Source organism: Streptomyces sp. NBC_01546 (genome assembly GCF_045208355.1).
Taxonomy (GTDB): domain Bacteria; phylum Actinomycetota; class Actinomycetes; order Streptomycetales; family Streptomycetaceae; genus Streptomyces.
Window position 1 is genome coordinate 1,223,946 of record NZ_CP109379.1, and the last position, 25,523, is coordinate 1,249,468.

26 protein-coding genes and 1 pseudogene are annotated in these 25,523 nt (G+C 69.9%); 12 read left to right on the forward strand and 15 right to left on the reverse strand.

Annotated elements, in window-relative coordinates:
- Nucleotides 1–21: 21 nt before the first annotated feature.
- The 8 genes from OHA89_RS06040 to OHA89_RS06075 all read right to left on the reverse strand — a co-directional run bounded on the left by OHA89_RS06040 (nucleotide 22) and on the right by OHA89_RS06075 (nucleotide 9,119).
- Nucleotides 22–2,547: a DUF4118 domain-containing protein gene (locus OHA89_RS06040; RefSeq protein ID WP_406365553.1), complete on the reverse strand. Its 2,526-nt coding sequence runs from the start codon at nucleotides 2,545–2,547 to the stop codon at nucleotides 22–24.
- A gap of 242 nt (nucleotides 2,548–2,789) precedes the next feature.
- Nucleotides 2,790–3,011 (reverse strand): hypothetical protein, encoded by a 222-nt coding sequence (locus OHA89_RS06045; RefSeq protein WP_406365554.1) that lies wholly within the window; start codon nucleotides 3,009–3,011, stop codon nucleotides 2,790–2,792.
- Nucleotides 3,012–3,403: 392 nt separating this feature from the next.
- Complete coding sequence (locus OHA89_RS06050; protein ID WP_406365556.1) at nucleotides 3,404–3,694, reverse strand: helix-turn-helix transcriptional regulator; 291 nt, start codon at nucleotides 3,692–3,694, stop codon at nucleotides 3,404–3,406.
- Nucleotides 3,695–3,840: 146 nt separating this feature from the next.
- A complete protein-coding gene (locus OHA89_RS06055) occupies nucleotides 3,841–4,860 on the reverse strand; it encodes a helix-turn-helix domain-containing protein (RefSeq protein WP_406365558.1) in 1,020 nt (339 codons plus the stop codon).
- 371 nt (nucleotides 4,861–5,231) lie between these two features.
- Nucleotides 5,232–5,462 (reverse strand): hypothetical protein, encoded by a 231-nt coding sequence (locus tag OHA89_RS06060; protein WP_266613350.1) that lies wholly within the window; start codon nucleotides 5,460–5,462, stop codon nucleotides 5,232–5,234.
- Between the two features lie 86 nt (nucleotides 5,463–5,548).
- Entirely contained in the window at nucleotides 5,549–6,145 is a 597-nt protein-coding gene (locus OHA89_RS06065; protein ID WP_266613352.1) for an NADPH-dependent F420 reductase, read from the reverse strand.
- A 42-nt stretch (nucleotides 6,146–6,187) separates the two neighbouring features.
- Nucleotides 6,188–7,006, reverse strand: a complete 819-nt coding sequence (locus tag OHA89_RS06070; protein WP_266613354.1) for a 3'(2'),5'-bisphosphate nucleotidase CysQ — start codon at nucleotides 7,004–7,006, stop codon at nucleotides 6,188–6,190.
- A 106-nt stretch (nucleotides 7,007–7,112) separates the two neighbouring features.
- Nucleotides 7,113–9,119 (reverse strand): GMC family oxidoreductase, encoded by a 2,007-nt coding sequence (locus tag OHA89_RS06075; RefSeq protein WP_406365560.1) that lies wholly within the window; start codon nucleotides 9,117–9,119, stop codon nucleotides 7,113–7,115.
- 935 nt (nucleotides 9,120–10,054) lie between these two features.
- On the opposite strand from OHA89_RS06075, the gene OHA89_RS06080 reads away from it, so the two are divergent.
- On the forward strand, nucleotides 10,055–10,192 hold the full coding sequence (locus tag OHA89_RS06080) for a hypothetical protein (RefSeq protein ID WP_406365562.1): 138 nt from the start codon (nucleotides 10,055–10,057) through the stop codon (nucleotides 10,190–10,192).
- 200 nt (nucleotides 10,193–10,392) lie between these two features.
- On the opposite strand, the gene OHA89_RS06085 is transcribed toward OHA89_RS06080, so the two are convergent.
- Both OHA89_RS06085 and OHA89_RS06090 read right to left on the reverse strand, forming a co-directional pair.
- Nucleotides 10,393–10,830, reverse strand: coding sequence for an NUDIX domain-containing protein (locus tag OHA89_RS06085; protein ID WP_266613358.1), 438 nt, complete (start codon nucleotides 10,828–10,830; stop codon nucleotides 10,393–10,395).
- A 29-nt stretch (nucleotides 10,831–10,859) separates the two neighbouring features.
- Nucleotides 10,860–11,255: pseudogene (locus OHA89_RS06090) on the reverse strand (SDR family oxidoreductase); the annotation flags it as partial.
- Between the two features lie 17 nt (nucleotides 11,256–11,272).
- Between OHA89_RS06090 and OHA89_RS06095 the strand changes: the two are divergent.
- Both OHA89_RS06095 and OHA89_RS06100 read left to right on the forward strand, forming a co-directional pair.
- Nucleotides 11,273–11,671, forward strand: coding sequence for a DUF6973 domain-containing protein (locus OHA89_RS06095; protein WP_406365563.1), 399 nt, complete (start codon nucleotides 11,273–11,275; stop codon nucleotides 11,669–11,671).
- A gap of 24 nt (nucleotides 11,672–11,695) precedes the next feature.
- On the forward strand, nucleotides 11,696–12,097 hold the full coding sequence (locus OHA89_RS06100; RefSeq protein WP_266613362.1) for a hypothetical protein: 402 nt from the start codon (nucleotides 11,696–11,698) through the stop codon (nucleotides 12,095–12,097).
- A gap of 344 nt (nucleotides 12,098–12,441) precedes the next feature.
- Here OHA89_RS06100 and OHA89_RS06105 read toward each other — a convergent pair whose 3' ends face one another.
- Nucleotides 12,442–12,576, reverse strand: a complete 135-nt coding sequence (locus tag OHA89_RS06105) for a hypothetical protein (RefSeq protein ID WP_266613363.1) — start codon at nucleotides 12,574–12,576, stop codon at nucleotides 12,442–12,444.
- Nucleotides 12,569–12,970: a hypothetical protein gene (locus OHA89_RS06110; protein ID WP_266613364.1), complete on the reverse strand. Its 402-nt coding sequence runs from the start codon at nucleotides 12,968–12,970 to the stop codon at nucleotides 12,569–12,571. The genes OHA89_RS06105 and OHA89_RS06110 overlap by 8 nt, the downstream gene beginning before the upstream one ends.
- On the opposite strand from OHA89_RS06110, the gene OHA89_RS06115 reads away from it, so the two are divergent.
- The 3 genes from OHA89_RS06115 (at nucleotide 12,969) to OHA89_RS06125 (ending at nucleotide 15,350) form a co-directional block, all read left to right on the forward strand.
- Nucleotides 12,969–13,154 carry a hypothetical protein gene (locus tag OHA89_RS06115; protein ID WP_266613366.1) on the forward strand — a complete coding sequence of 62 codons (186 nt, stop codon included), beginning with the start codon at nucleotides 12,969–12,971 and terminating at the stop codon, nucleotides 13,152–13,154. The two genes, OHA89_RS06110 and OHA89_RS06115, sit on opposite strands and share 2 nt — an antisense overlap.
- A 283-nt stretch (nucleotides 13,155–13,437) precedes the next feature.
- Nucleotides 13,438–13,797, forward strand: coding sequence for a hypothetical protein (locus OHA89_RS06120; protein ID WP_266613367.1), 360 nt, complete (start codon nucleotides 13,438–13,440; stop codon nucleotides 13,795–13,797).
- A gap of 608 nt (nucleotides 13,798–14,405) precedes the next feature.
- Entirely contained in the window at nucleotides 14,406–15,350 is a 945-nt protein-coding gene (locus tag OHA89_RS06125; protein ID WP_406365567.1) for an NAD(P)/FAD-dependent oxidoreductase, read from the forward strand.
- Nucleotides 15,351–15,536: 186 nt separating this feature from the next.
- Here the strand turns inward: OHA89_RS06125 and OHA89_RS06130 are convergent, their stop codons facing one another.
- Nucleotides 15,537–16,385, reverse strand: a complete 849-nt coding sequence (locus OHA89_RS06130; protein ID WP_406365569.1) for a tetratricopeptide repeat protein — start codon at nucleotides 16,383–16,385, stop codon at nucleotides 15,537–15,539.
- Nucleotides 16,386–17,215: 830 nt separating this feature from the next.
- Nucleotides 17,216–18,181, reverse strand: a complete 966-nt coding sequence (locus OHA89_RS06135; RefSeq protein ID WP_266613371.1) for a pirin family protein — start codon at nucleotides 18,179–18,181, stop codon at nucleotides 17,216–17,218.
- Between the two features lie 112 nt (nucleotides 18,182–18,293).
- Between OHA89_RS06135 and OHA89_RS06140 the strand changes: the two genes are divergently transcribed.
- The 6 genes from OHA89_RS06140 (at nucleotide 18,294) to OHA89_RS06165 (ending at nucleotide 22,620) form a co-directional block, all read left to right on the forward strand.
- Nucleotides 18,294–18,638: a tetratricopeptide repeat protein gene (locus tag OHA89_RS06140; protein WP_215140118.1), complete on the forward strand. Its 345-nt coding sequence runs from the start codon at nucleotides 18,294–18,296 to the stop codon at nucleotides 18,636–18,638.
- 69 nt (nucleotides 18,639–18,707) lie between these two features.
- On the forward strand, nucleotides 18,708–19,901 hold the full coding sequence (locus OHA89_RS06145) for a methyltransferase (protein ID WP_266615291.1): 1,194 nt from the start codon (nucleotides 18,708–18,710) through the stop codon (nucleotides 19,899–19,901).
- A 40-nt stretch (nucleotides 19,902–19,941) separates the two neighbouring features.
- Entirely contained in the window at nucleotides 19,942–20,718 is a 777-nt protein-coding gene (locus tag OHA89_RS06150) for a MerR family transcriptional regulator (protein WP_266613372.1), read from the forward strand.
- Nucleotides 20,719–20,960: 242 nt separating this feature from the next.
- Nucleotides 20,961–21,518, forward strand: a complete 558-nt coding sequence (locus tag OHA89_RS06155; protein WP_406368409.1) for a DUF6230 family protein — start codon at nucleotides 20,961–20,963, stop codon at nucleotides 21,516–21,518.
- Nucleotides 21,509–21,973 carry a DUF6114 domain-containing protein gene (locus tag OHA89_RS06160; RefSeq protein WP_406365572.1) on the forward strand — a complete coding sequence of 155 codons (465 nt, stop codon included), beginning with the start codon at nucleotides 21,509–21,511 and terminating at the stop codon, nucleotides 21,971–21,973. The genes OHA89_RS06155 and OHA89_RS06160 overlap by 10 nt, the downstream gene beginning before the upstream one ends.
- Nucleotides 21,970–22,620: a hypothetical protein gene (locus OHA89_RS06165; protein WP_257553144.1), complete on the forward strand. Its 651-nt coding sequence runs from the start codon at nucleotides 21,970–21,972 to the stop codon at nucleotides 22,618–22,620. The genes OHA89_RS06160 and OHA89_RS06165 overlap by 4 nt, the downstream gene beginning before the upstream one ends.
- Before the next feature lie 71 nt (nucleotides 22,621–22,691).
- Here OHA89_RS06165 and OHA89_RS06170 read toward each other — a convergent pair whose 3' ends face one another.
- Complete coding sequence (locus OHA89_RS06170) at nucleotides 22,692–25,445, reverse strand: penicillin acylase family protein (RefSeq protein WP_406365574.1); 2,754 nt, start codon at nucleotides 25,443–25,445, stop codon at nucleotides 22,692–22,694.
- Nucleotides 25,446–25,523: the final 78 nt, after the last annotated feature.

Here is a 25,523-nt window from a genome sequence, read left to right on the forward strand (position 1 = left end):
CCGGGCAGTGGCTGACGCGAGTCACTGATCCTCCGTCGGGGAGGACGCAGACGGGGTGATCGGCCGCCGGGAGGCCGCCGCCGGAAGCGTGAGCGTCACGGCAAAGCCGGGGCCGACGGCTGCGGTTTCAAGGGTGCCCCCCATGGTCTCCGTGAGGTCACGGCACATCCGCAGGGTCAGACTGTCCGGCGTGCGACTCGGATGTGTGCCGCGTTCCGCGCCCTGTACTTCGTCGTTGGTGCCGTCCGTCATATGGATTTCCACCTGGCCGGACCGGGTCTTGCCTGTCAGCCGCGCAGGCCGGTCCGGCGGGCTGTGGCGCTGGGCCTCGGCCGCCAAGGCGGTCAGCACGCGAGTGAGCACGGCCGCGTCGGCGATCACGTCGGGCAGCAGCTCCGGCAGGCTGCATTGGATCGTATGGCCACCGGGACCCAGGTCGTCCAGAACGGCGGTCAGCAGCTCGTCGAGATCGACCGGTCGCAGATACAGATCCAGTGCCCCGGCGTGCAGGCGGCTCAACTCGTCCAGGTCCGAGAGAAGCTGGACCGCACGCCGCACCGACGACCGGGCTATGGCGAGGTTCCGGCTCTCCCTCGTATCCGTGCCGACGCCGACGCCGAGGCCATCCAGCGCTTCGTCGGCTGTGCGCAGTGGGCCGCGCAGATCGCGGCTCGCGGTGAGGAGGAGCGAGGCCCTGGTGTGCTCGGCTGCGGCGCGCAGGCCCGTTTCGGCATCGTGAGCAGCAAGCCGGCCGTGCGAGTAGGCCATGCCCAACTGGGCCGCGCACGCTCCCAGTACGCGCTGGTCATCGCTGCTCAGCGGGCGCCCTCGGGCAGCCAAGGTGAGGTCGTCGCCGACGGGACTGTCCACATCCGCGTCGTACGGGCGCTCGGGGGGATCCACGCCTGTGCTGGCGATGACGTACCAGCGGGGCTCGGCGGCATGCCCCGTATCCCGTTCCAGCAGGCTCACCGCTTCCAGGCCGAAGTCCTCCCGTACCTGTTCGAGCAAGGTCGGCAGGTCCTGGCCGTGCATCATGGCGGTGGCCAGCCGACTCAGTGCCCGGGCCTCGGAGCTCGCGCGGACGGCCTGGTACGTGCTGCGAGCGGCCGTACCCGCGGCCATGCCGACGATGACGGCCGTGATGACGTACACCACCAGCGCTATGACGTCGGCGAGGTGCTGGACGCGCAACGAGTGCATCGGCGGGGTGAAGTAGTAGTCGGCGAGCAGTCCCGCGGCAAGAGCGGCCACGAGTGCGGGAACGAGGCCACCGACCAGGGCGATCACGACAACGGCGAGCAGGTAGAGCACCAAGGCGAGGGAGAGGTCCACGTGCTCGCCCAGGAGAACCAGGAGGGCGGTCAGGCCCGGGAGCGTGATCGCCGCGAGCAGCATCGCCGTCCAGAAGCGCCGTGGGCCGGTGGCGCGGCTCGGGTGCGGCAGTCGCAGCGGGGAAGTCGAGCCGGCGGCGTGCTCATGGGTGATCACGAGTACGTCGATGGGGCCGGATCGCCGGATCGTCCGGTGCCCCACACTGCCGCGGAGGAACGTGGAGAGCCTTCCGTGGCGGCTCGCGCCCAGCACGATCTGCGTGACGTTCTCGGCCTCCGCGAACTGGAGCAGCGCCTCGGGGATGTCGTCGCCGGTGGTCTGGTGGTAGCTGCCGCCCAGTGACTCCACCAGGGCCCGCTGGGCGGCGAGGGTGGCCGGATCGCCGTGGGTGAGGCCGTCGCTCGGTACGATGTGCAATGCCAGCAGCTCACTGCCGGGGACTCGGGCGCTGATCCGGGCGCTGCGGCGGATCAGAGTGTCTCCCTCGGGGCCGCCGGTGAGGGCGACCATGATGCGCTCGCGGGTTTCCCAGCGGGTGGTGATGCCGTGTTCCGCGCGGTAGCGCTGGAGGCCTTCCTCGACGCGGTCGGCGAGCCACAGCAGGGAGAGTTCGCGCAGGGCCGTGAGGTTGCCGACGCGGAAGTAGTGGGTGAGGGCGGCCTCGATGCGGTCCGAGGGATAGATCTCGCCGTGCAGCATGCGTCGGCGCAGCAGCTCGGGCGGCAGATCCACCAGTTCGATCTGGTCCGCGCGGCGTGCCACCTCGTCGGGCAGGGTCTCGCGTTGCGGGACACCGGTGATCTGCCGGACCACGTCGCCCAGGGACTCCAGGTGCTGGACGTTGAGCGTGGTGACTACGTCGATCCCCGCGTCGAGGAGTTCCTCGACGTCCTGCCATCGCTTGGCATGGCGGGAGCCGGGCACATTGGTGTGGGCCAGTTCGTCGACCAGGGCGACCTGCGGCCGGCGGGCGAGCACCCCGTCCAGGTCCATCTCGGTGAAGCTCGCCCCCCGGTACTCCATGGCGCGCCGGGAAATGATCTCCAGCCCCTCGGCGAGGGCAGCGGTGGGCCGCCGCCCGTGCGGCTCGACGAAACCGACGACCACATCGGCACCGGCCGAGGCCAGCCGCTGCCCTTCCTCGAGCATCGCGCACGTCTTTCCCACCCCCGGGGCGGCCCCGAGGTAGATCCGCAATCGCCCACGCGCCATCGACGGGCTCCTGCCCGCTCGTCACACCGCTCGCCTTCGTCTTTCCATGGTGCGCCCACAGGACCGCCTGCGCGCTCCGCCACACAGCGACCCATGTGCCCTTCCTGGTTCAAGCTTCCGGCACCGTGCCATGCGGCTGCCGTGCCTGGAGGCAGTTGATCAGATCGAACGGCACGGTGGCCGCTCAGCACCCGTGCGGGGCATGGCGTCGGGCCGCCTGGTGCTGTACGCGCGGCTGCGGATCACGCGTTTGGTTCGGCGCCGGTCATCAGGGCGAGCAAGCTGTGGGGCGCGTGGTCGTCGATCATGATCGTGTAGAAGCCGTCGTCGTCCGCTTCCACAGCGGCGGCGCGGGCGAACATGGCGTGCTCGTGCGCGGCGAGCGCGGTCTCCGCATCGCCGGGGTGCGCGGCGAGGGCCCGGCCGAGTTCGGCGCCGTGCTCGAACAGATTCTGGTAGTCCATCGCCGCCCGTCACGTGCGCCGTTTCGTACACGCCTTGGGGGCAGGATGCGGCCCTCTGCGAGGTCTCGGGAATGCCGCACCTCGGTAGTGGAGTGCCGGAACAGGAGGTACCAGCCATTCCGCGGGGCCGCACGCGCCGACGGCGTGGTCGTCATCCAGGACGTCACCGACATCACTCGCCCCTTCCCCCTCGGCAAGGCCGAGCCCTCCTCCGGGTCGATGACCCCCTCACGACGCAAGGACGACCGGCAAGACACCCGCCCGCCAGTAGTCCAGGGCGGAGAGCCCACGAGGCACACCGGCTCGACGCCTGGGGCCGGCATGCCGCCGGCCCGGCCTTCGCCGATCGGAGCCGAGGCCGGTAGCACCTTCTGCCGGGCCGGCGGAGCGGATCAGCGCTCCAGTGCCGCGGAAAGCTGTCGGCGGGAGGTGACCCGGAGCTTCCGGAAGACCTTGGCGCGGTGGTACTCCACGGTACTCGCGCTGACGAACAAGCTCGTGGCGATCTCCTGGTCGGTGGCACCGTGAGCGGCCATCTGCACGATCCGGGACTCCCGCGGCGTCTGCGGGTGATCCGCTCCGGCTCGCCGCCTGCGTGCCTCCTCGCCGGCGGCCCGAAGTTCCAGTCGGGCGCGCTCGGCGAAGGCGGCCGCACCCATCGACGTGAACTGTTCGTGGGGCACCTCTCAGCCGTATCCGGGCGTCGTGCTTGCGCCGTTGGCGGCGCAGTCACTCCCCGTACAGGAGTTCCGTGTGCGCCCTCTCGGTAGGCAGCGGCGTCGGCTCCAGAAGGTCGGCGGCATTCGCTGAACTGGGGCCATTCCCCTGGTCACGCACTTCCACCCTGCCCGCGGCCCGGCGGGTGCCGGTTCGGCGAGAGCGAAGCTGCTCCGGCCGAGCGGGCGTACTCGGTGGGAGTCTGACCGTAGTGCTTCTTGAAGGCTCGGGTGAAGTGACTCCCGTCCGCGAACTGCCAGTGTGCGGCGAGTTCTGAAATGCTCAGACGCCCTGGCTGCGAGACAAGGGCGAGCCGGGCCTCATGCAGTCGCCGGTGGCGGATGTAGGTGCTCACCTGCTCACCCACCGCGGCGAACGCCCGGTGCAGCGTACGGACGGAGACATTGAGTTCACGCGCAAGCATCGCCGGAGAAAGATCGGGGTCGGCGAGCCGACGGTCCGCGAGGTCCTTGGTTGCCTGGGTGAGCGCGGGGGCCAACCGGGGCTCCACGTCGTCGAACCGGCCCTTCGCCACCGCCTTGGTCAGCTCGATCAAGGTACCTTCGGCAGCTGCCACACCGGCCGGGCCGAGGTCGGCCACGGTCATGTGAATCATGTCGGTAAGGGCCGTCAGCAAGCGCATCTCGGCCGAGTCCGCCGGCCCGGCGATGCCCCGGTTCCCGAGCAGGGGTTTGAGCTCGCTGGGGGGCAGGACGACGAACTTCGCCGTGAGGTGCGCCGTCGTCGCGAATGCCGTCAGGCGCCCGAGGTGACGGACGAGGAACTGCCCGGCCGACACGGTCTGATCGCCGTAACCTGGCGGGCCGTCCAGAGTCCATGCGCCGCTCCGCACGACGTACATCGCCACCAGATCCTGATCGCCGCCCGGGACCTCAGCGGTGCGGGTCGCCGACGCAGCATGGAGATCGGCGATCGCCGCGCCGTGCACCTTGGCCACGTTGCCCTTGACCCGGAAGTCACCGACCGTGTCCGGGTTGAAGTCCGGCAGTTGGAAGACATCGTCGCCGACCTGCGTCTGCCATCCGCGCCGGAAGACGTCGAGTCCCCGCGGTGCGGAGTCCGGGGCGGTCGAGTCCACTGCGAACACCCCGCGCGCGCCGTTGACCTCCACACCAGTAGCGTGCATCCCTCTGCGATCCTCTCGTCTTCATTGCTTCAACGCCGTCCTGTGGTGATCGTGTTCCGCAGGACACCGCCATGACCCATGCGGATACCGTGCCAATCTTCCTATGGACGGACCGCATTGCAGCGGCCGAGAGGCAGAGCTGATGCTTCTGATCCGGCGAGATGAGCTGATCGCCCGAGGACTCGCCGCGGTGGTCGGTTCGCCCGGTTCGGCAACGAGCGCGAGCGCGACCCCTGACGACCAGGCTTCTCGCAGCCTGGTCGTCAGGGGTCGCGCTCGCGCTCGCTCCTCCCTCACGGGCTCGTGCCGGGGACGTCTTCGCCGCCCTCGGCCAGAGCTTCCGCTGGAGGTAACAGTTAGTGGGTGGCGCGCAGTTCGCCATGTGGGCCGATGTCGTCGACCGTGCCCACGCAGGCGCTGCCCCGGAGGCCACCGAGATCGTAGTGCCCAGACCCGGTGTCGACGGAACGGACCGTGAGCGTGACCTCGTAGTTGCCCGGGCACGTCACCTCACCGAGCCGCAGCCGAATCCGGGTGTCTTCCAGCGAGCGGGCCATGCCGATCTGCTGGCCAAGCCGTCTCGCCAAGATCAGCCTGTCGCGATCGTGTCCCACCGGGAACCTATCCGTGCCAGTGCCGGCTCCGGACACCCGCAGCTTGCACGGCTCGACAGTCAGCGGGCGATCGAGACCGCGAAGGGGGTGAATCCGGCGGACCGGATGACGTGCGGGACGAACAATATCGCGGCCTCCGTGGCGCGGGCGGTCTGGATCCCGCCGAGGTCGGTGATCCATTCCTTCTGCCAGCCGAGGTCGATGAGCAGTTCGCGGACGGTCTGCTTGGCCTGCGGGTCCTCGCCGGAGAGGAAGGCGGTTGGCGTCTGGGTGAGCGTGGCCGGGGCGGTCATCACCGGGAAGAGCATGGTGTTGAGCGTCTTGACGACGTGTGTTTCGGGGAGTGCTCCCTGGAGCCGTTCGGCGAGGCTTGAGCCGGGGTAGATGAGGTCGGCGGGCAGTCCGTCCGGTCCGTCGGCGGTGGCGTTGGAGACGTCGATGAGGATCTTGCCGTGCAGCTCTTCGCGGAGGGCGGCGAGACGTTCCAGGGATCCGGCGCCCGGGGTGGCGTTGATGACGATCTCGGCTGTCCGGGCGGCGTCGGCGGCGGCGCCGGGCTCGCGGTCCACCGCGGTCACCTGGTGGCCCGCCCGGGTCAGGGCTGTGGCCAGGTTGCCGCCGACGCGGCCGTTTCCGAGAACTGCGATCGTGGTCATGATGTTCTGATCCTTGCGTGGGTGTGGTTGTGGTGTGCGTGGTCAGCGGGAGAGCGTGGCGACGGCTTCGGTGTGGATGCCGGGCGCGGTGGCGAGGAAGCTGTCGCTCTGCGGGGTCCAGGGGCGGCCCTCGGCGTCGGAGATCCGTCCGCCGGCCTCGGTGACGAGCAGCGCCCCGGGCAGGAGGTCCGCCCGGGCTCCGGCGAACTGCCAGAAGGCGTCGATCCGGCCGGCAGCCACGTTCGTCAGGTGCAGGGTCGCGGGCACAGCGGTGCGGACGACGAGCGCGTCGAAGAGCATCGCCGTGATCGAGGAGCCGACGCGCCGCACGACCTTCTCGTCCTCGTCCGGCCGGGCCTGGCTGGTGGCCACGATGCTCAAGGCCAGGTCCGCGGTCGGGGAGACGCGCAGCGGCCGGCCGTCGAGGTGGGCGCCGCCGCCGATGAGCGCGGTGTAGGTTTCGCCGGTCAACGGCAGGTGCACCACGGTGAGCACCGGCTGGTTGTCACGTACGAGGGTGGCCGTCACCGCCCAGTCCGGCAGGGCGTGCAGGTGGTTGACGTTGCCCTCGGCCGGATCCACGACCCACCACTCGCCGGACGGCAGCGCACCGCCGTCCAGCTCGTCCTCCACCCAACCGGCCGCCGGGCGCAGGCTCGTGAGAATGGGGCGCAGGATGTCCAGGGCCGTGTCGTCGTTGACGGCGAGCGCACGCATCAACTCGTCACGGGTCTCGTAGCGGACCACCTCGCCGAACCGCTCGCGCAGCGCCGCACCGGCCGCGCGCACGGCGGTCGCGGTGCGGTCCAGCAGGTAGGCGTCGGAGGTGACGACGTCAGTGGTCTGAAGCGTTTCGGACATGGTGGTGCTCCTGTCTTAAGGGGTGTTGGGTCCGGCCGGGGCCGCATTCGGCGCACGACGGAGGCATGAAGCGGGTTATGGAAGCGCCGTGGGTACGGAAGGAGGCTCAGTCGAGCAGTTCGGCGGCCCGTTCGGCGATGGCGTAGACGGTCGCGTTGGTATTGGCCGAGGGGATGGACGGCATCACCGAGGCATCGGCGACCCGCAGCCCGGCGATCCCGTGTACGCGAAGGTTTGCAGGGTCGACGACGGCATCGGTGTCGGTTCCCATGCGGCAGGTGCCGGTGAAGTGGAAGTAGGGGCCGGTGGCCTTCCGGATGAACTCGTCCACGGACGCGCCGTTCGTCCCGGAGCCCGGCACCGCTTCCTGCTTGCGCCAGTCGGCGAACGCGTCGGCTTCCCCGATGCGGCGTGCCACTGCCAGGCCCTTGCGCATGACTTCCAGGTCACGTTCGTCGCTCAGGTAGCCCGGGTCGACGACGGGAGCACTGGCGGGACGGGCGTCCGCCAGGCGCACGGTGCCGCTGCTGTGCGGAGCCATCGCGGAGAAGGCGATGGAGTAGCCGTTGGCCGGCGGCCGGCCCCATGCCGAAGGCAGCAGTGCGGCGACGATGTAGACCTGAAGGTCCGGCCGGGCCGCGGCGGGGTCGCTGTACACCAGGCCCATCATCTCGGCCGGCGGGTTGGCAGGAACGAACGGTACGGGCCGGCCGGCCTCGTACACCACTGCCGCCATCGGATGGTCCTGCAGATGGGATCCCACTCCCGGCAGGTCGGCGACGACGTCGATGCCGTGTTCGCCGAGGTGTCGTGCCGGGCCGACCCCCGACAGCATCAGGAGATGCGCGGAACCGATGGCCCCCGCGGTCAGTACGACCTCGGCGCTCTCGACGGACACGTGCTCGCCACCCACGGTGTACTCGACGCCGGTGCAACGGCCCGCGGTGATGCGCAGCCGCTGCACGGTCGCGTCCGTGACGACGTCCAGGTTCGACCGGTCGAGAAACGGACGGATGTAGGCGTCGGCCGCGCTCTGGCGGGCGCCGCCGGGCAGATTCATGTCACTCCACCCGAACCCGGTCTCCAGCCCGCCGCCGATGTCACCGGCGCGTGTGAACCCAGCCTGCACCGCGGCGTCGACGCCCGCCGTGGCCAGGGGATGGGGCTCCGGAACCGGAGCGACCACGACCGGCCCGTCCGTACCCCGCACGGAGGCATCCCGACGGCGAGTGCTCTCGCTGCGCCGGAAATGGGGAAGCAGATCGTCGAAACCCCAGCCCGGAGCACCGAGTCCGGGCCATTCGTCGTAACCGGAGCGGTGCCCCCGCAGGTGGTAGAGGCCGTTGATGCTCGACGATCCGCCGAGCGCCCTACCGCGCAGGACGTCAGCGGCCCTGCCCGTACCTGCCTGCACGGTCGAGGCGCCCAGCCAGAGCGACGACGGGTCGAACCCCAGAAACCCCCAGGCAGACGCCATCGCCTCGGTCGCGTCCCGGGCTCCCGCCTCCAGCAACAGCACCCGCACGCCGGGGCGTTCGGAAAGCCGGGAGGCGATCACGCACCCCGCTGTCCCCGCTCCCACAACGACATAGTCATAAGGACTCTGGCCCATCATGTCTCCGCTTCCCACGGCAGCACTGTCCGCCCACCGGGTTTCAGGAAAAGGCTCCTCGACGATCAAAGAGCTGATTGCTTGCATGTACTCAAGGGGCCGAGAAGTGGCGACGGTTCCCTTCAGGTCGGCCCTGTGCCTCGTCCGGCCGCCTCCGAGCTCGGCCCGCAGAAGGCATGGAACGGACTGATCAGCAGCAAGCGGGCTCCCGTGGAGCAGGGCTGCCCGGAGGCAGGCCGCGCGCGCTGCTGGTGCTGACGGACACCGAGGTGCCCGGTGACGAACGATCACCTCCTTGGCGCGTACCCGTCCAGCAACAGCCCGGAATTCCCTTCTGCCGTCGAATCCTAGGAACACCGACACGGCACGCACTTGAACCTCCGCGACGTTCGTTCGGAACATCAGCGCCATACGAGTGGCGAGCCAGTCGACGTCACCCAGCACAGGGGCAGGCTGCTCGTAGGCGCCGACCGACTCCTTGCCCAGCCACAGGTGGCGCACCCTTCCCACCGGCGGCCGGGTCAACGTGGGTCGGTAGCGAGGACAGCGGGTGGACCCCTGGCGTTCACCGGTGGCAGATCCCGGCAGGGAGCCCCGCAAGGTCGGCGCCTATGGCGTCGCTACAGCACGGTCGCCGACAGAGCGAGGCCTACCTGACGCCCACCGGAACGATGCCGAGCCGGCGCTGTGTCTCCGGCTCGGCCCCCTCGTCCGAGGGCCCAAGGGCGACCGGCCCGGTCGTGACCCAAGGCCTCGAAAGCGCTGAAGCGGGACTCCTGGCTCCAACGCCCTGCGTAGGTCCCAATGCTCCGGATTCCGCCGGCTCCGCCCAAAACGGACCCGTGTGGTTCCGGACCGAGGCGGCTCCACCAGTCACCAGGGCCACAGGGTGCGAACGGGGCCGCGCCAAGCTGGAATCGAACGGACTCTGGGGTCCAAGTCGGGCCGGGTTTGGCGGGGCCAAGTGCACCGTTGGAGCCAGACTCCCCCATCCCGTTCCGCGGCGGTACCCGACGCATCGAACTCCCCGAGTGCGACGAACGGTTCCCGGGGCCGTGCTCGATGCTCGATGCTCGAAGAAGCGGGTGGGGAAATGCGAAGGCTGGCATCCAACCACTTGACCTGCGGAACACCCCTACACCCCTACACCCCTACACCCCTATGCCCCGACGCCCCGCTCGCCAGAGCCCGTCCCGAGCACAGGGCTCGCGCTGACGAGGGCACCGCCGACCGCCTACCGCGGCGGGTACGGCGCCGGGGTGCGGCCGTGGTGGCGCCCCGCGCCTCTGTGCTGCCGGACGGCTCTGCGACGACCACCCACCGGCCATAGCCGTCAGGACGGGCCGCCCGCAGGAGCGCCCTCCGCAACGCTGTGGGGCAACGCGCTGGCCGTCCCTGCACTCGCGGACCGCGTCCAGGAAGAGCGGCGAGCGGACTTGGAACCCCGGGACGGCAAGCTGATGTCGCTGTTCTTCCTGTCGAAGATCGTCGGCCCCCACGCGTACGACGAGGATCCGCTTCTGGCGGCGGCCCGGAAGGAGGCCGAGCGGCTGGTGGCAGAGCTTCAGTTCTGACGGTGTAAGTGGAGGGCGCGGAGGTAGGGCTTCCAGGGCCTCAACTCACAGATGCCGACCTCCGCCGTTCTCGACCTCAACCCTCAGGCCCCTCCCAGCTGATGGGCATCGAGGAGTGGCAGCCGCAGCACACCGTAGGTGCCGTCGGGGCCGATGCACTTCGGCATTGGTCCCGACGGCAAGTCCACAGATCCGGACAGCTACTTCGCAGCCTCTGCCAGAAGGGTGCCGGCGCCGATGGCGCCCCGGAGGACGTGGGCGATCTCCTCGGGCTTGAGATCGATGCAGTCGAGCCCCTCCGCGGTCAGCGGGATCTCCTCCAGCGCGTATTCGCCGCGGCCCTCGGCACTGAACTCGGGCCCGGTGCGGTCCTCGAAGGACCAGGTCGCGATGCGGGCGAGGTAGAAGAGCTGACGCTCGTCCTCGGACTCCATCGTGTGGAGGAGCCGGACGATGTCTGCCTTCCCCGCGATCTCCTCATGAATCTCTCGGTGGAGGGCGGCCTCCCGGGACTCGTCACTGGCTTCGACACCGCCGCCGGGCAGAACCCAGTACACAGGGATCTCGGGCTTGCTTCGGCGGATGACCAGCATCGTGTCGTGAGCGGTGACGAGGATCGCGCGGACTCGTTCGTTCATGTCGGTCTTTCTCCTTGCTTGTTGGCGTCTCAGTGCAGCAGCCAGCCGCCGTCGACGTGGACGGATTGGCCAGTGATGAACGAGGCGGAGGGGCCTACGAGGAACGCCACCAGGGCTGCGACATCCTCGGGCCGTCCACGGCGGGGGACGCACTGGCGCTTGATCTGGTCCTCCGGGCGCGCGCGGTGTTGGGCGGGGATGGCGTTCTCGGCCTCGACGTGGATGGCGCCGGGCATGACGGTGTTGACGCAGACCCCGTACGGACCCAGTTCGCGGGCGAGGGAGCGGGTCAGGCCCAGTAGCCCGGCCTTCGCGGTGCTGTACGCGACGAGGTTCGTGCGGCCGGCGCGGGCGTTGACGCTGCCGATGTTCACGATCCGGCCCCAGCGGCGTTCGATCATGCCGGGGGTCGCGGCGTGGCAGGTGCGGTAGTGGGCGGCTGATGGTCTGCGCGTACATCGGCGTGGCCGACTGCAACGACGCGAAGCAGATCACCGGCTGGGCCGCGAACGTAGCGGCGGACGCATACCCTGGGGCGGAGAACGAGGGGCAGAACGCCTACCGGCACTTCACCTGGCAGGCCATGATCACGGCCAAGCACGGGGCCCAGACCGCCGAGATGGTCGCGGACGCCCACGAGGCGTACGGCGACAGGGAAGGCCACAACTATGCTGATCACCTCTCGGACCTCGTGAACAACGAGTACGGCCGCCAGATGGGCGAGAAGATCGCCGCAGCCAACCCCGGGGCCTCGGAGTCCCAGCTCAGGGACGCTATCACCAGGGAGGCAAAGAACCACATGACAGGTGGGAACTATGCCCGACCCAGCGACTTCGAGTAACCCGCTCCAGAAGGGAGATGTCGGATGAGGAGTGGCGTCCGTTTTCTGGTCGGCTCACTGGTGGCCGTTCCGCTGGCGGTGTCCTGCACCGTGCAGACGGACGAGGACAGGGCGCGGCATGTCGTCGGGTCCTGGAAGTCGCCGACCCTGGGCACGATCCAGTTCCTCAAGGACGGTGCGCTCGGAGAGGTGAGCCTGCCTCCCAGCGTGTGTCACAAGGGGTCGTGGTCAGCCGACACGAAGTTCACCGGTACCTGGCGACCCTGGCATCTGGACTCCGTCGGGCCGGCTACGGAGGTCACGTTGACGGCCGCCGCCGGTGGCCCGACGTGCGACCTGTTCTTCCTGTACTCCACGGATCAAAGTCAGGCAGAGCTGGACCTGGCCTATGCCCCGGAGGGTAGCGAGCCCTTCGTCCGGCAGTAGACCAGCAGACCGGTCATCGCGGAGAACCTGAGCCTCCTTGACTCTGTCGGGGATCTTGGAGTTCCCCGGTGTGTCAGCATGATCAGCGGGCATGCTCGAGGCTGTTTCGAAGGCGGCAACGGCGAGCAGCAGTTGGGCATCGGATGTCACGGGGCTGGTCATGAACTGTGCTGGCGGTGTGTCGGTGTGGTGCTCGCGGTCCGGACCGTTACCTTTCCCTTCAGCAGGGGGCCCTGTTCCTTGAGGGCCACGCCGCACGCATGCCCCAGCCAGGCCCCGGCAGCAGAGTCCGGGGTGCGGGTCGGAAATCCGACCCGCACCCCGGACCCCCGGAAGCCCCCGGCTTACGCCCCGGCCCTCCTCAGCGCGCGGACCAGCACCCACGACAGGTCGTCGGCGTCGATGTCATCGACGTACGCCTCGGCCAGGTACCCCTCGATGGCCTGGAGCAGGACATCAGCCTTCTCGTCATCACTCACAGCCCGCATTCTGCCCGGCCCCGGCCCGGGCAATGGTCGCTTCGCGCCGGCTGCGGCGCAGTGCGGTGCAGCGGATGCCGCCTCCGGGGTGCCACTCCATCCGGGGCGCGATGCCCCCGTGTTCCGGGCACCACATCACCGGGGCGATGCCTCCGCAGTCGTGCCGCTCGCACTGGCACTCCTCCCCTGGGGCGGTGTGCGACAGGCCGTGCCGGATGACACCCTCCCCAGCCTCGGCCGTGCCCCGCACGCGGGACGGCCAGGACAACTCGACCCAGGCCCGGCCCGCCGTCGGGTTGCCCTGCTCGGATACCCGGACATCGCCCAGCACCGCAAGCGGTCCGGCCCCGGGCACCGGCGGCGCGAAGGTGTCCGACCCCACGATGCTCGCCATGGCCCTGCACCTGCCGGACGCCGAGAAGCTGAGCCTGCGGGACATCGCCCACCGGCTCGTCATCACCAGGGGCAAGAAGAAGGGGCAGCACCCCAGTCCGGCGACCGTCCTGCGGATGCTCCGGGACCACGACGAACAGATGGCCGCCGATGCCGAGATGCAGACGCAGCCGACCACGCCGTAAGCCTCCAGGCGCACATCAGCCCCTGTTAGGTCCAATGGACCTAACAGGGGCTGATGTGTGGTTCAGACGATCGGCGCGTCGGCCTCGGTGGCGTACTGGTACTGCATCCCGCGATCGCGCCACGCCCCACCGCCGACAGCAGGGCCTACGGGTGACACCGGAGGCAGTGTTGAACGCGTTCAATACCTCTGACAGTATGGCTTCCGGTGAACCTGCCGGAGCAGCGGAGTCGGATCCGCCTGCCCTCGCGACGGGTCGCCACGAGACCGGAGGTGGGCACGACATGGGCCTGATCCTGCTACTCCTCGCCCTGATAGTCGCCCTCGCCATCGCCCTTGTGGCCCTGGCCGTGATCCTCACGGCGAGCGCGGGCCTGGGCCTCGCGACCGCCGCGGTGAGCCGCAGGCTGCCGCTCTGGGCCAGGATCACGCTGCTGCTGACCCTTGCCGCCGCTCCGGCGGCGGCGCTGGTGAGCACCCTGGACGTCGCGGCCGTCTGGCAGCTGGCCGCTTGGGCGCTGCCGTTCCTCACGACGGTCGCCTCAGGAGCCGCCTGGCTCGCCTTCGAAGCCCACAGGCGCCGCGCGCCCAGGCTCCCGAAGCCGGCATGGCCGGTCCGCCACGCACCGACCGCCGGTCGCTGAGCACGCACCACTCACCCGCGGTCGTACACGGCCACTTCCACATCGCGCGCACACGACGCCCCGGTGACCGGCGGCTCGATCCGCGACCACGTACGGCCCACGAGCCCGCACCCGATGCGCGGCACCCAGCCCGAAGTCGTTCCCGCCGCACCCCCGGCGCCAGGCCCGGCACGCGGCCTCGGGCTCGCCCCACCGCCGAACACCATTCGCGAGGAACGACAGGCAGGGAGGGCGGGGGCTTCGGGAAGCGGGAACTCTGGTTGCGGGCCCGGGTGTGAGTAGTTGCGTTACAGAAAGCGCCGCTGAGATCTCTGTCGCTGCGCCATACGCATGATGAGCGGCGGCGATTCGTGGGCATGGCGCAGCCGGGTGGAATCCATAGGGCATGAGGACTACTGTGGCGCGCTGCCGACGAGGGGTGGGCAATTGCCCGTACCGCCTGGGATCTTGCTCGGCCCTCCGGGGAACGCAATGCGCAGGCGGGGTGGTTGCCGTGCGCGATGATCGGCCGGTCATTCTTGTCATGCAATCCGGTGACGCCATCTTGCGACTAGAGGCTTACGGTTCAGATTGAGGCCTGGTGCGACGGCAGTCTTGAGGCCATTGGGGTGGCTGATGTAGTTGAACTCACCAATACACTCGAAGGGGGATCTACGCCCAAGCGTCTGGTTGCCGTGGTGGCAGAGCCCGCCCTTGACGCTGACCAATGGGATGGGCTTGCCGAGTTCATTCTGGCGTTGCACCCGAAGGCGAAGCTGGAACTGCTGCCAGAGGCCGGGGCATTCAACACTGGACCGGATGAGGATATTTTCGTCGATAAGTTTGCGAAGAGAGCCTTTGAGGAGACCATTGAGCGCCTGTTCTACGAATGGGATCCGGACGATCCAGAAGTCGTGTTCAGCGGGGATCCAGAGAGCTCCTGGGCGGCGCATCTAAAGAGGTTTTTGTTCCTGCACGGGATCTCCTATCACTGGACCGACGACGGTGATGACAAGATCAAGGCTTGGCATGCGTACGACCTCGTCGTTGTGGCGGCGGGGCCGGCCGGCCTGTCCGCCGCAGTGAGTGCCGGCGCGAACGGTCTGAGCACTCTGGTGATCGAGGCCGGCAGGCCGGGTGGCAGTGCCGCGACGTCCATCAACCTCATCGAGAACTATCTCGGTTTCCCTGGAGGGGTCACTGGCACCAAGCTGCTCAAGCTGGCTGTCGAGCAAGCGAAACGGGTGAAAGAAGTCGATATCCATCCCACTATCACGGCAGAGAACCTCAGGAGGGATGACCGTCCCGGCCAAAAAGCCCGGTACATCATCGAGGTGACGGGCGCAAAAAACGGGGTGAACGAGGTGCCCGGGGGAATGGCCGCTGGCGGGACATCCAGCTCGCCGCGAACACCGGATCTGGCTCGGGAGCCGAAGAACCCTCGTGACCCGATCCGCTCCGGTCCACGATTCTCCTCGAGCGGGGCCCGGTTCCCTGTGTTCGGTGCGTCTCCGTGGCGCGGGGGGGTTCTCGGGAGAATCGTTCTGAGCGAAGGATCGAACACCCCTGCATGAACGCAGACGCCCTGAACGCGACGCCAAAACTCTGGAGCATGACGAAGGGCCGCCACCCGTCGGTGGACGCTTGATGGTGCCCATGCCCGGTCAATGCCGGGACCGCGGAAGCGGACACGGCCCTGACCCGAAACCGCCTCGGACGAGCGACCCCACGGCCCCGGGCGTCGAGCGCACGTCCCGTGCTCACGCGTCGCCGAGGAGTACGGCGGCCCGGCCGTCCAGCTCGGCGACGACGGGAGCCTTGCCGTACCGGGAGACGCGGACCCGCATGTCCGTCAGGTCGTCGGCGATCTTCACGGACTGGACACCGTCCGCGCAGTCGATGAACTCGGACCACACGGTCAGGGCGCCGTCCAGGTCGCCCTGGCGCAGGTGGACGTCCCCGAGGTCGCCGAGAACGATCGCCCGGGACCGTCGGCGGTCCAGGCCATGGACGTCGAGTGCGTGCTGGAGATGCTCGTGGGCGTCGTCCAGGTCGCCGAGACGGGCGAGGATCATCCCGGCTTTCGTCCAGGTGTCGGCGTAGTCCACGCACCGCTCGGACAGCCGCAGGGCGACGGCCCGCCCACGCGGGCCGAGGTCGATCGCCTGGGTGGCCATCCCGCGCAGGGCGGTAGCGGCCAGCTCGGCGGCGCCGGCTTCCTCGGCGAGGGCGAAGGCGTGCGCGTAGTAACGCTGTGCGAGGCCCTGGTGGTGGTCGTCGCCGCCTTCGTCCTGGGCCATCCACCCGCACAGGTGGACCAGCTCGGACGTGGCGGCGTACAGGCCCCGGCCGGTGGCCTCGGAGTACCGGCCATCCAGCCACGGCCCGACGCTGCTGGTCAGGTACCGGACGGCCAGCTGACGAACATGAGCGCCGCCATACTCGGCGGCCGCGTCGCCGAAGGTACGGGTCATGGTCCGGATCGCGGCGACCTCGCCGGCCCCGACGCGTACGGCCCCAGACGGCGCGGTGGATACCCGGCGGGTGACGGCCTCGGCGTCTGGGAGCCCCAGCGCCGACAGGGCGAACGAGGCCGTGGCAGCCAGCACCGTTCGTGGGTTTCGTGCGCGATGCGCCCAGGTGCGGTGGCCCTGAGGCTCACGATCACCGATGGGATGCGCCTCCGGCCCCGCGTGATCTCCTGTCGTGTCGGTCGTCGTGCGCACGATCCGTGTGGGCACGACGACCGCGGAAGATCCGTTCGCGGAGGGTAAGGGCCTGGGTGCCCCCTAACCCGTCCGGTCCCGATCGCCCCCCCAATTCTTCCCACTGCAGCCGCATGACCCGAGCTGGCGCCCCCACACCAAGATCCGGACCATTCCCGGACCAGCCGTCTCCAAGGAGTCGCGCGTACCATCGTTTCCCCTGGTCAACACGGGTGTCACTGCTGTACCACCAGGAGACGAAGAACCTCCTGATAGCCACGCCCTCACGGCAGGACAGGCCTGCCCGCGCTCTCTTGCGGGTTCGGGAGCGCCGTATTTGCTCGTGCCTACGACGCACTGCCGTGCCTTCGATTCAGCGTTCGGATCGCGAAGGCGCCCCCTCTGTCACAAGCGACGCTGCTTGATTATTACGGCGCGGCGAGACTCGCTCCTCGCTACAGAGCGTTACGCCGAGCAGCGTCAGGTCTCGATCGCCACTGCGACCCAGACAGCAGGACGGCAACAGAATTGACGAACCGTCACCAAAGTCAGCATTGGGTCAGCATTGGTCCTGGCAAAGCTGACCCCAGCTGGTCATACCTGGGAAACGGCGAGGGCCCGGAGAGACCCTCTCGGAGCCCCCCGTTGCTCGCCCTGCAGGAACGATCTCGGCACGGGATGCGACCTCTCCTTGGCTGATCTCGACCGCTCAGGCTGCTTCAGAAAAGCGCAGGTCAGCGCACTCGTCCGCGTGCCTTCAGGGGCACCGGCGGGAGTTGCGGAGCGGGGATCGGAGGGCCGTCGTAGCCCTTTACTTCGCCGTACCGGGTGCCCTCCATCCAGTCCTGGCGGGCCTGTACGATCTCCTCGTTGGAGCGCCCGATCCAGTTCCAGAACATGACGATCTCCTCCTCGAACGGCTCGCCGCCCAGGAGCATCAGGCTCGCGTCCGAGGCTGCCCGCAGGGGGAGTTCGGTGCGGCCGCAGCCGAGGTAGAGCATCGAGCCCGGGAGGACCGGGACGTCGTCGACGTGGGCCTCGCCCGACATCGACAGGACCGCGTACTCGAAGTCCGGGTCGAGCGGGAGCCGGGTCTCGGTGCCCGCCGCGAGGGAGAGGTCCGCGCCGACGATCGGGCTGTACGCCGTGCCCGGCGAGGTGGCCGTGTCCAGGGTGCCCAGGATGACCGTCGCGGTCAGGCCCGGCGAGGTCACCCGCGGGAGCTCCGCGTGGTGCTGGAAGTGCGGTTCCACATCGCGGTGGGCGTCCGGCAGGGCCACCCACAGCTGGGCGCCGTGCAGGAAGCGGGCGTGCGGGCGCGGGCTCTCCTCGGAGTGGCTGATGCCGCGGCCGGAGGTCATCAGGCCCAGCTCGCGCGGGCGGATCGTGGCAAGGCTGCCCACGCTGTCGCGGTGCAGCACCTCGCCCTCGTGGAGCCAGCTCACGGTCTGGAGGCCCGAGTGGGGGTGGGGGGCGACCTGCATGCCCGGCTCGTCCGCGATGTCGTCCGGGCCGTAGTGGTCGACGAAGCACCAGGCGCCCACCATGCGGCGGCCCAGGTTCGGCAGGAGTCGTCGGACCTCGGTGGACTCCCCGAGCTTGACCGTGCGGGGGCTGAGGAGCTCGCGTACCGGTTCGGCGACGACGAACCCGCGGCCGCCGCAGACGGAGAGTGCGGGCTGGCGATCGAGATTGCTCATGCGGACAACCTAACGGCGGGACGGCGGCCGCGGTCAGTGGAATGTTCCCCCGGCCTTGCGTGTTGGAGGCACCGGACAGAGACACGACAGCGGGAAAGGCGGAAGGGACGCGATGAGCACGCCGTACTTCGAGCACGGGACGGCAGCCGAGCGCTGGGCACGGGCCCGGCTCTTCTTCGACGCGAAGGAGTACGCGACGGCCGCCCGCATCCTGGACACGCTGGCGGGCGAGGCCCCGGAGCAGCTGGCGCCCCGCCTGCTGCTGGCCCGCGCCTACTACCACTCCGCCCAGCTCTCCCGCGCCGAGCGCGAGCTCCGCGCCATCCTGGAGCGCTGGCCGGTGGAGGACTACGCACAGCTGATGCTCGGTCGCACACTGGAGCGGAGCGGCCGGGCCGCCGAGGCCCGCCCGTACCTGCGGATGGCCGCCGCGATGGCCGGTGAGTTCCCGGAGTAGGGCCCGCTCGGCCCGGCGCATGCGGGGCCCGGGCTCCGGCTCGGATAGCCTGGGTCCCATATGAACCGCCTGACCACGCCTTTCGGCTCCTACGAGCTCACCCGCTTCCCCGAGGACCCGCGCGACCGGCTCCGCGCCTGGGACGCCGCCGACGAGTACCTGCTGCGCCATCTCGACGCCGGTACCGGCGAGCGCGGGCCGGTGGACCTGGCCGGCGCCGGGCAGATCACCGTGCTCGGGGACCGCTGGGGGACGCTGACGACAGCGCTCGCCGCGTACCGGCCGACGCAGATCACCGACTCCTCCCTCACCCGCTCCGCCACCGCGGCGAACCTGGACCGGAACGGGATCGGGACCTCCAAGGCGACGGTCACGCTGCTGACCACCCAGGATCCGCCGCCCGGGAAGATCGACGTACTGCTGGTGCGCGTGCCCAAGAGCCTGGCGCTGCTCGAGGACCAGCTGCACCGGCTGGCCCCGCACGTGCACGCCGGCACCGTGGTCGTCGGCACCGGCATGGTGAAGGAGATCCACACCTCCACCCTGCGGCTCTTCGAGCGGATCCTGGGCCCGACGAAGACCTCGCTCGCCGAGAAGAAGGCGCGGCTGATCTTCTGTACGCCGGGCACCCCCGGCGCCACGCGGCCCACGACCCCCGGGCCGTGGCCGCTGACGTACACGGTGGACGAGGACGCGGGGTCCGCTTCCGGGCTGACCGTCGTCAACCACGCCGGGATCTTCTGCGCCGACCGGCTCGACGTCGGCACCCGCTTCTTCCTGCAGAACCTGCCGACCAACACCGACGGCGCCCGGGTCGTGGACCTCGGCTGCGGCAACGGCGTCGTCGGCACGGCCGTGCAGGTCCACGACCCGGACGCCGAGGTCGTCTTCACCGACGAGTCCTACCAGGCGGTCGCCTCGGCGCAGGCCACGTACCGGGCGAACGTCCGCGAGGGCCGGCGGACGGCCGAGTTCCTCGTCGGGGACGGGGTCGCGATGCTGCCCCCGGCCTCCGTGGACCTGGTGCTCAGCAACCCGCCGTTCCACTCTCACCAGGCGACCACGGACGCGACGGCGCTGCGGATGTTCGCGCAGTCGCGCAAGGTGCTGCGGCCCGGCGGCGAGCTGTGGATCGTCGCCAACCGGCACATGGGCTACCACACCCACCTGCGCCGGCTGTTCGGCAACAGTGAAGTCGTCGCGAGCGAACCGAAGTTCGTGATTCTGCGGGCAGTCAAGGAGGACCGGCCGCGGCCCATGTGACCTGCCGGTATCCCCGCCGGTATCTCCTACACTCTGGCGCGTGACCAACCAGGCAGCCGGCGGCGAGGACACGGGCGGCGACGAGGCTACGGGCGGCGGGCGCTACCGCCGGGAGGACGTGGCCCGCGCGGCCGGCGTCAAGGTGCGCAACCTGCGCTACTACCAGGAGCGCGGGCTGCTGCCGCCGCCGCGCCGCGAGGGCCGGATCGCCTGGTACTCCGAGGACCACCTGATCCGGCTGCGGCTGATCAGCGACCTGCTGGGGCGCGGCTACACGGTCAACGGCATCGCCGAACTCCTGCAGGCCTGGGAGGACGGCGGCGGCCTGTCCCGACTGCTGGGCCTGGAACGGGAGATGACCCGGGACTGGGTGCGGGAGGAGCCGGTGACGATGACCCGGGCCGAGCTGCGGGAGCTGTTCGGTCCCACGGCCACCGCCGAGGACACCCGGCGGGCGGCCGAGCTGGGGTACGTCACGGTCGACGGGGACCTGGTCACCCACCCGAGCCCCCGGCTGCTGGACGCGACGCTGGCACTGGTGCGCCAGGGCGTGCCGCTCACGGAGATCCTGGACGCCGGGGAGTTCGTACAGGCGCAGGCGGCCGCCCTCGCGGACCGGTTCGTCGGACTGTTCCGGCGGCATGTGATCGGCCCGGAGGGGCTGGAGCAGCTTTCGGCCACCCAGCTCCAGCACATCACGGCGGCGGTGACGGCCCTGAGGCCGGTGGCCGGGGACGTGGTGGCCACGGAGTTCGCGCGGGCGATGGCGCGCCGGGTGGATGCGGAGGTCTCCGAACTGCTGCGTACGGAGCAGTAGGAGTCGGCCGAAAAGGTGCGCTCGCACAACCTTGCCAACCGTCATTGGCACTCTTACATTCAACTCGTCGGTAACAACGGCGCACAGCCGAAATAAGGGACGATCTCATGACGGATTCCCCGCACTTATCCGACCCATCCGACTCAGCCGGCTCATCCAGTTCAGCCGACTCAGGCGGCTCATTCGACTCATCGGGTGACGACAGCGGCTCCGGCCGTGTCCGCTGGCGGCGGTTCGCCGTCCTGACCGTACCCGCCGTGGCCGTGACCGCCGGCCTCGGCATCGCCCTCGCGCAGGGCGCGCTCGCCGCCTCCTTCGCCGTGTCGGGGCAGCAGTTCAAGGTGTCGGCGAAGAGCCTGGAGGGCGAGGGCTTCGTCCAGTACGGCAGCGTCGACGTCAACGCCCGCGAGGAGCTCATCCCGGTGGCCGTCACCGCCATCCGGGAGGCGAAGCTCAACAGCCTGTGCCAGTCGGTGGTCACCTCGCTCCCGGTGATCGGTGACATCTCGCTCAACCTGACGGCCGGCCAGAAAAGGCCCGTCGAGGCGAGCAACCTGTTCGTGGACGCGACACAGCTCTCCGGTGACGCGGTCTTCACCAACATCGAGATCGGGCGCGACGCCTCCACCCTCGACAAGGGCCCGGCCGACGCCCAGGGGATGCAGGACCTGTTCGCGCAGCAGGCCGACACGGTCAGCATCACCGATCTCCGGCAGACGGCGTGGGCGACCAACGCCGGCACCTTCAAGCTCTCCGGGCTGAGCATGGACATCAGCAAGGGCAAGAAGGAATGCTTCTGAGCCGACGGCGGTGGCGGCGGTGGCGGCGCGGCAGACCGTTCTGGGGCGGACTGTTCACGATCCTGGCCGGGGTGTGGATCTGCGTCCTGCCGCTGGCGCCGCTGAAGATCATGCTCCAGCAGGGGGTGGCGGGGATCCCGTCCGTCCTGATGGGCATCGTGATGATCGTGCTCGGCCTCACCGCCTGGTTCTCTCCCGCCCAGCGCGGTCTTGCAGGCGTCCTCACCACCCTGATCGCCACCGCGGCCCTGGTCCTGTCGAACCTCGGCGGGTTCCTGATCGGCACCTTGCTCGGCATTCTCGGCGGCGGCCTGATGTTCGCCTGGCAGCCGTACGCCGCCGCCCGCTCCGCCGCTCCTTCCACCGCACGTTCCGCCGCCCCGTCCCCCACGACATCCCCCATGGAATCCCCCACGACGCCCGCGCACCACGATCCCCAAGGAGCACAGCCATGAGCCGTACACGCACCGCGCTCGCCCTTGGAATGGCCGCCGCCGGAGCCCTCTCGCTGGCCTCGGTCACCGCCTCCGCCGCGCCGTTACCCGTGGCCGGGTCGACGACCGTCACCCCGGCCGGGCACGCCTTCAAGGCCACCCTCAGCGGGAAGGCCACCCTCAAGGCCGGTTCGGTGACGGTGACCTGCACGGTCTCCGTCGCCACCGGTACGGTGCCGGCCGCCCCCGGCAACCAGAACGCGGCCGGGCCGGTCTCCGCCCCGATCTCGGCGCCGACGTACAGCTCCTGCACCTCCAGCATGTGGGGCGTGACCCCGACGGTCACCACCAGCGGCGCCTGGACGGTGTCGATGCAGGACGGCTCCCCGATCACCGCGACCATGACCGTGCCGGTCGGCGGCCTCGTGGTCAAGACGACCGGGCTCGCCTCCTGTACCGTCACCGCCGCGCCCACGGCCGCGGCCGATGTCGGCGGCAGCTGGGCCAACGGCGCCCCGCCCAGCCTGACCTTCACCAACGCCTCCGTGCCGGTCAAGGTCACCGGCGGGTTCGGCTGCCCGACGAGCGCGACCTCGTCCACCTTCAACGCGGTCTACCTCGTCACCGACTCGACCGACCCGGCGCAGCAGATCACCGTCGGCCCCTGACCCCCCACGTGCGACAGGGCCCGCCGCCCCGGAGATCGTCCGGCGCGGCGGGCCCCTGTCGTGCCACGGCCTCAGCGGTGTGCCGGGAACTCCACCACCTGCTGGTACGTCGGCCTGTTCTGCCAGTTGATCTGCGGGTGGGACAGCCCGCCGACCGGGCGCTGGACGATCGAGTCAGCGCACCACTGGTTGCCCGCCGCGCAGGTCCCGTCGGCCGGGTACACCGCCGCCGGGGTGGCCGCTGCCGCCTGCCCGAGCGTGGCGGTCATGGCCTCGCGGCATGCGGCGAGCGAGCCGCCGCCGCAGTACACCTGGGGCGGCGGATCGGCCACCGGCCGGCCGAGGACCATGCGCAGGTCCTCATCCGCGTAGCTCCACCAGCCGTACTGGAAGGCCGACCCGGCGTGCGAACCGGTCGGCCCGTGGCCCGCGTTGGGTGCCTCGTCGACGGTCAGCGAGGCACGCAGGGCGTCGTACAGCGGGGCGCCGAGGCCCGGCTTGAACTCGGCCTCGATCAGCAGCGGCCACCAGGCGTCCATGATCCGAATCGCGTCGGCGTGCGCGTACGTCTTCGAACCCTGGGCGGTCTCCTTGCGCTTGGTACCGCTCGTCTGCCACGCGGCCAGCTTGTCGACCGCCGCAGCGACCGCCGGGTCGGCGATCGGTCCGCTGCGCAGGACGGCGAGGAGTTCGGGCAGCAGGTTCTCGGCGCGCAGGTCGGTGACGGCGGCTTCGGCCATCGCCTGCGTGAGCGTGGCGCGGGTGACCCCGCCGGCGGTGACGAGCTGCTTGACCCGGCGGTCGAGGAGGTCGCCGCGGTGGACGGCGCCCATGCCGAAGCCGGCCGCGCTGTAGTCCTTGGCCTGCTTGTTGTTCCAACTGATGTAGTAGTCCTGTCCGATGGACTGCGGGTGCTCGGCGGGCGGGGTGTAGGCGGCGGTGTTCGCGGCCGGGTCGAAGCCCTGCCACTCGTACTGCTGCCGGGCGTGCACGGGCAGGGCCGCGTCCACGCCCGCCGGACGCACGGGGTTCAACCCGCTGTTGTAGTAGGCCGCTTCGCGCGAGTCGGCGTAGAACCAGTTGAAGGCGTAGCCGATGTGCTGGGCCGCCTGCTGGAAGGTGCGGGCGTCCTTGACGTACGAGGGGTCGTTGAGCATCTGGAAGCCGATGATCGAGTCGGCTTCGTGACGGTAGGTGGAGCGCAGCGCGGTGTAGGCGACGGGCTTTCCGGCGACCGTGGCGCGGTGGGTCACGATGCCGTAGTGCGTGCGCCAGACCTGCATCCGGTAGGAGCCGTCGGGGGTGGGGTCGGCGACCGACTTCTTCCAGGCGTTGGTGTGTTCCAGCTTCTCCATGGGGGTGCAGGTGCCGCGGTAGAGGTACGAGGTGCTCGACTTGGTCGGTGTCCCGCCGCCGGGCTCGCACAGCTCGGCGGCGAAGGTGTCGGTGATGTCCTGGCCGGCGGAGGTGGCGCTCCAGGCGTAGTCCTGGCCGCGGCCCAGCTGCACGTACATGCTGACACCCGCGAACGAGGCGCCGCGGGCGCTGATGCCGGGGCCCTGGAGCTCCTGGAGCATGAGGAGCTGGGGCGCGAGGTAGCCGGTCTGCGGCCCGAAGACGGCTACGGGATGGCCGCTCGCGGTGCGGGCGCCGGAGACGAGCAGGGCGTTGGACATGCTCTGCTTGACGGGTTTGGGCGGGCTCGCGGCCTCCTTGGCGGTCGCCGCGCCCGTACGGTCGTACACGAGCTGTTCGGCAACCACGGATCCGGCGTCGGGGAGGGCGGCGCCCTGCGGGTTCGCGGGCTTCTGGGCGTACGGGAAGCTCGTGCCGTCGTGGACGGTGAGCACGGCCTCGGCGTCGTTGCGCTGGCGGAAGGACTCCCAGACCCTGGTCCCCTCCTCCAGGCCGTACTTCTGCTGCGCGGACAGCAGGGACAGCGCGGCCTGGACCTCACCGCCGCCTCCGCCGCCGAACAGGCCGCCGACGACGGAGGCGAGGGCGATCAGGTCGGTGATCTTGAAGGGCTGGATCTCGCCGGCGTTGGTGATCGAGTCGATGTGGCCGGTGAGGACGTACTCGCCGGGGAAGTACCGGCCGCTCTTGGACTGCGTGCGGTAGAGGTTGATGCCGTCGACGTAGGCCTGCGCGTCCTCCATCGCGAGCCGTCCGCGCTCGCCCTCGGTGGTGCGGATCCGGTCCACCTGGGCCTGTAAGTCGGCCTCGGTGTACGGGGCCTGCGGCCAGAACTGCTGCTCCAGGCCCTGGTTGGCGAGGGCGCCGCCCGCGAAGGGGGTCAGGTCGCCGCGTCCCACGTGCCGGAAGAGGTCCATCTGCCAGAGCCGGTCCTGGGCGGCGGCGTAGCCCGCGCCGAAGGAAGTCCCGTAGCGGGTGGTGCCCTTGATGTGAGGGACGCCGGTCTTCTTGTCGCGGGTGATGGTGACGTCGGAGCGCGGGCTGGCGGTGGATTCGACCTGGTCGGCGGGCACGCCGAAGGCCGCGTTGTTGAAGAAGTCGTTGACCTTGGCGTCGGTCAGACCCGGATACCCGGCCACCAGCGAGTCGTAGCGTGCCAGTTGGTCCGAGGTGTGGGCGGGCATCGTGCCGAACGCCTTGTGCAGCAGGATCTGCGCGAGCGTGGCGTTGCCGTTCTGGCCGGGTGGCAGGACGTCCGAACACTGGCCGCCGCAGTAGTCGGCGATCGGGAGCGGCACCGGGTCGGCGGCGCCCGCGGCAGCGGCGACGGGCGGTGTCAGCAGGGGCGCGCCGAGGGCGATCAGTGCGGCGGCGAGGGCAGTTCTCAGGCGAGCGGTGGGGCGTCGCATACGTGCTCCTCCGTGGGGGGCAGGAACCGGTCACGGGGGAGGGTACTGGCGGATCTACCGCTCAGTAAGATGAACGAC

What these genes read in the sequence shown, in the direction of transcription:
- OHA89_RS06040 (WP_406365553.1), bottom strand. Translation starts at nt 2,547, where the DNA reads ATGGCGCGTGGGCGATTGCGGATCTACCTCGGGGCCGCCCCGGGGGTG.
- OHA89_RS06045 (WP_406365554.1), bottom strand. Translation starts at nt 3,011, where the DNA reads ATGGACTACCAGAATCTGTTCGAGCACGGCGCCGAACTCGGCCGGGCC.
- OHA89_RS06065 (WP_266613352.1), bottom strand. Translation starts at nt 6,145, where the DNA reads ATGACCACGATCGCAGTTCTCGGAAACGGCCGCGTCGGCGGCAACCTG.
- OHA89_RS06070 (WP_266613354.1), bottom strand. Translation starts at nt 7,006, where the DNA reads ATGTCCGAAACGCTTCAGACCACTGACGTCGTCACCTCCGACGCCTAC.
- OHA89_RS06085 (WP_266613358.1), bottom strand. Translation starts at nt 10,830, where the DNA reads ATGAACGAACGAGTCCGCGCGATCCTCGTCACCGCTCACGACACGATG.
- OHA89_RS06095 (WP_406365563.1), top strand. Translation starts at nt 11,273, where the DNA reads ATGGTCTGCGCGTACATCGGCGTGGCCGACTGCAACGACGCGAAGCAG.
- OHA89_RS06100 (WP_266613362.1), top strand. Translation starts at nt 11,696, where the DNA reads ATGAGGAGTGGCGTCCGTTTTCTGGTCGGCTCACTGGTGGCCGTTCCG.
- OHA89_RS06115 (WP_266613366.1), top strand. Translation starts at nt 12,969, where the DNA reads ATGGCCCTGCACCTGCCGGACGCCGAGAAGCTGAGCCTGCGGGACATC.
- OHA89_RS06110 (WP_266613364.1), bottom strand. Translation starts at nt 12,970, where the DNA reads ATGGCGAGCATCGTGGGGTCGGACACCTTCGCGCCGCCGGTGCCCGGG.
- OHA89_RS06120 (WP_266613367.1), top strand. Translation starts at nt 13,438, where the DNA reads ATGGGCCTGATCCTGCTACTCCTCGCCCTGATAGTCGCCCTCGCCATC.
- OHA89_RS06135 (WP_266613371.1), bottom strand. Translation starts at nt 18,181, where the DNA reads ATGAGCAATCTCGATCGCCAGCCCGCACTCTCCGTCTGCGGCGGCCGC.
- OHA89_RS06140 (WP_215140118.1), top strand. Translation starts at nt 18,294, where the DNA reads ATGAGCACGCCGTACTTCGAGCACGGGACGGCAGCCGAGCGCTGGGCA.
- OHA89_RS06160 (WP_406365572.1), top strand. Translation starts at nt 21,509, where the DNA reads ATGCTTCTGAGCCGACGGCGGTGGCGGCGGTGGCGGCGCGGCAGACCG.
- OHA89_RS06165 (WP_257553144.1), top strand. Translation starts at nt 21,970, where the DNA reads ATGAGCCGTACACGCACCGCGCTCGCCCTTGGAATGGCCGCCGCCGGA.
- OHA89_RS06170 (WP_406365574.1), bottom strand. Translation starts at nt 25,445, where the DNA reads ATGCGACGCCCCACCGCTCGCCTGAGAACTGCCCTCGCCGCCGCACTG.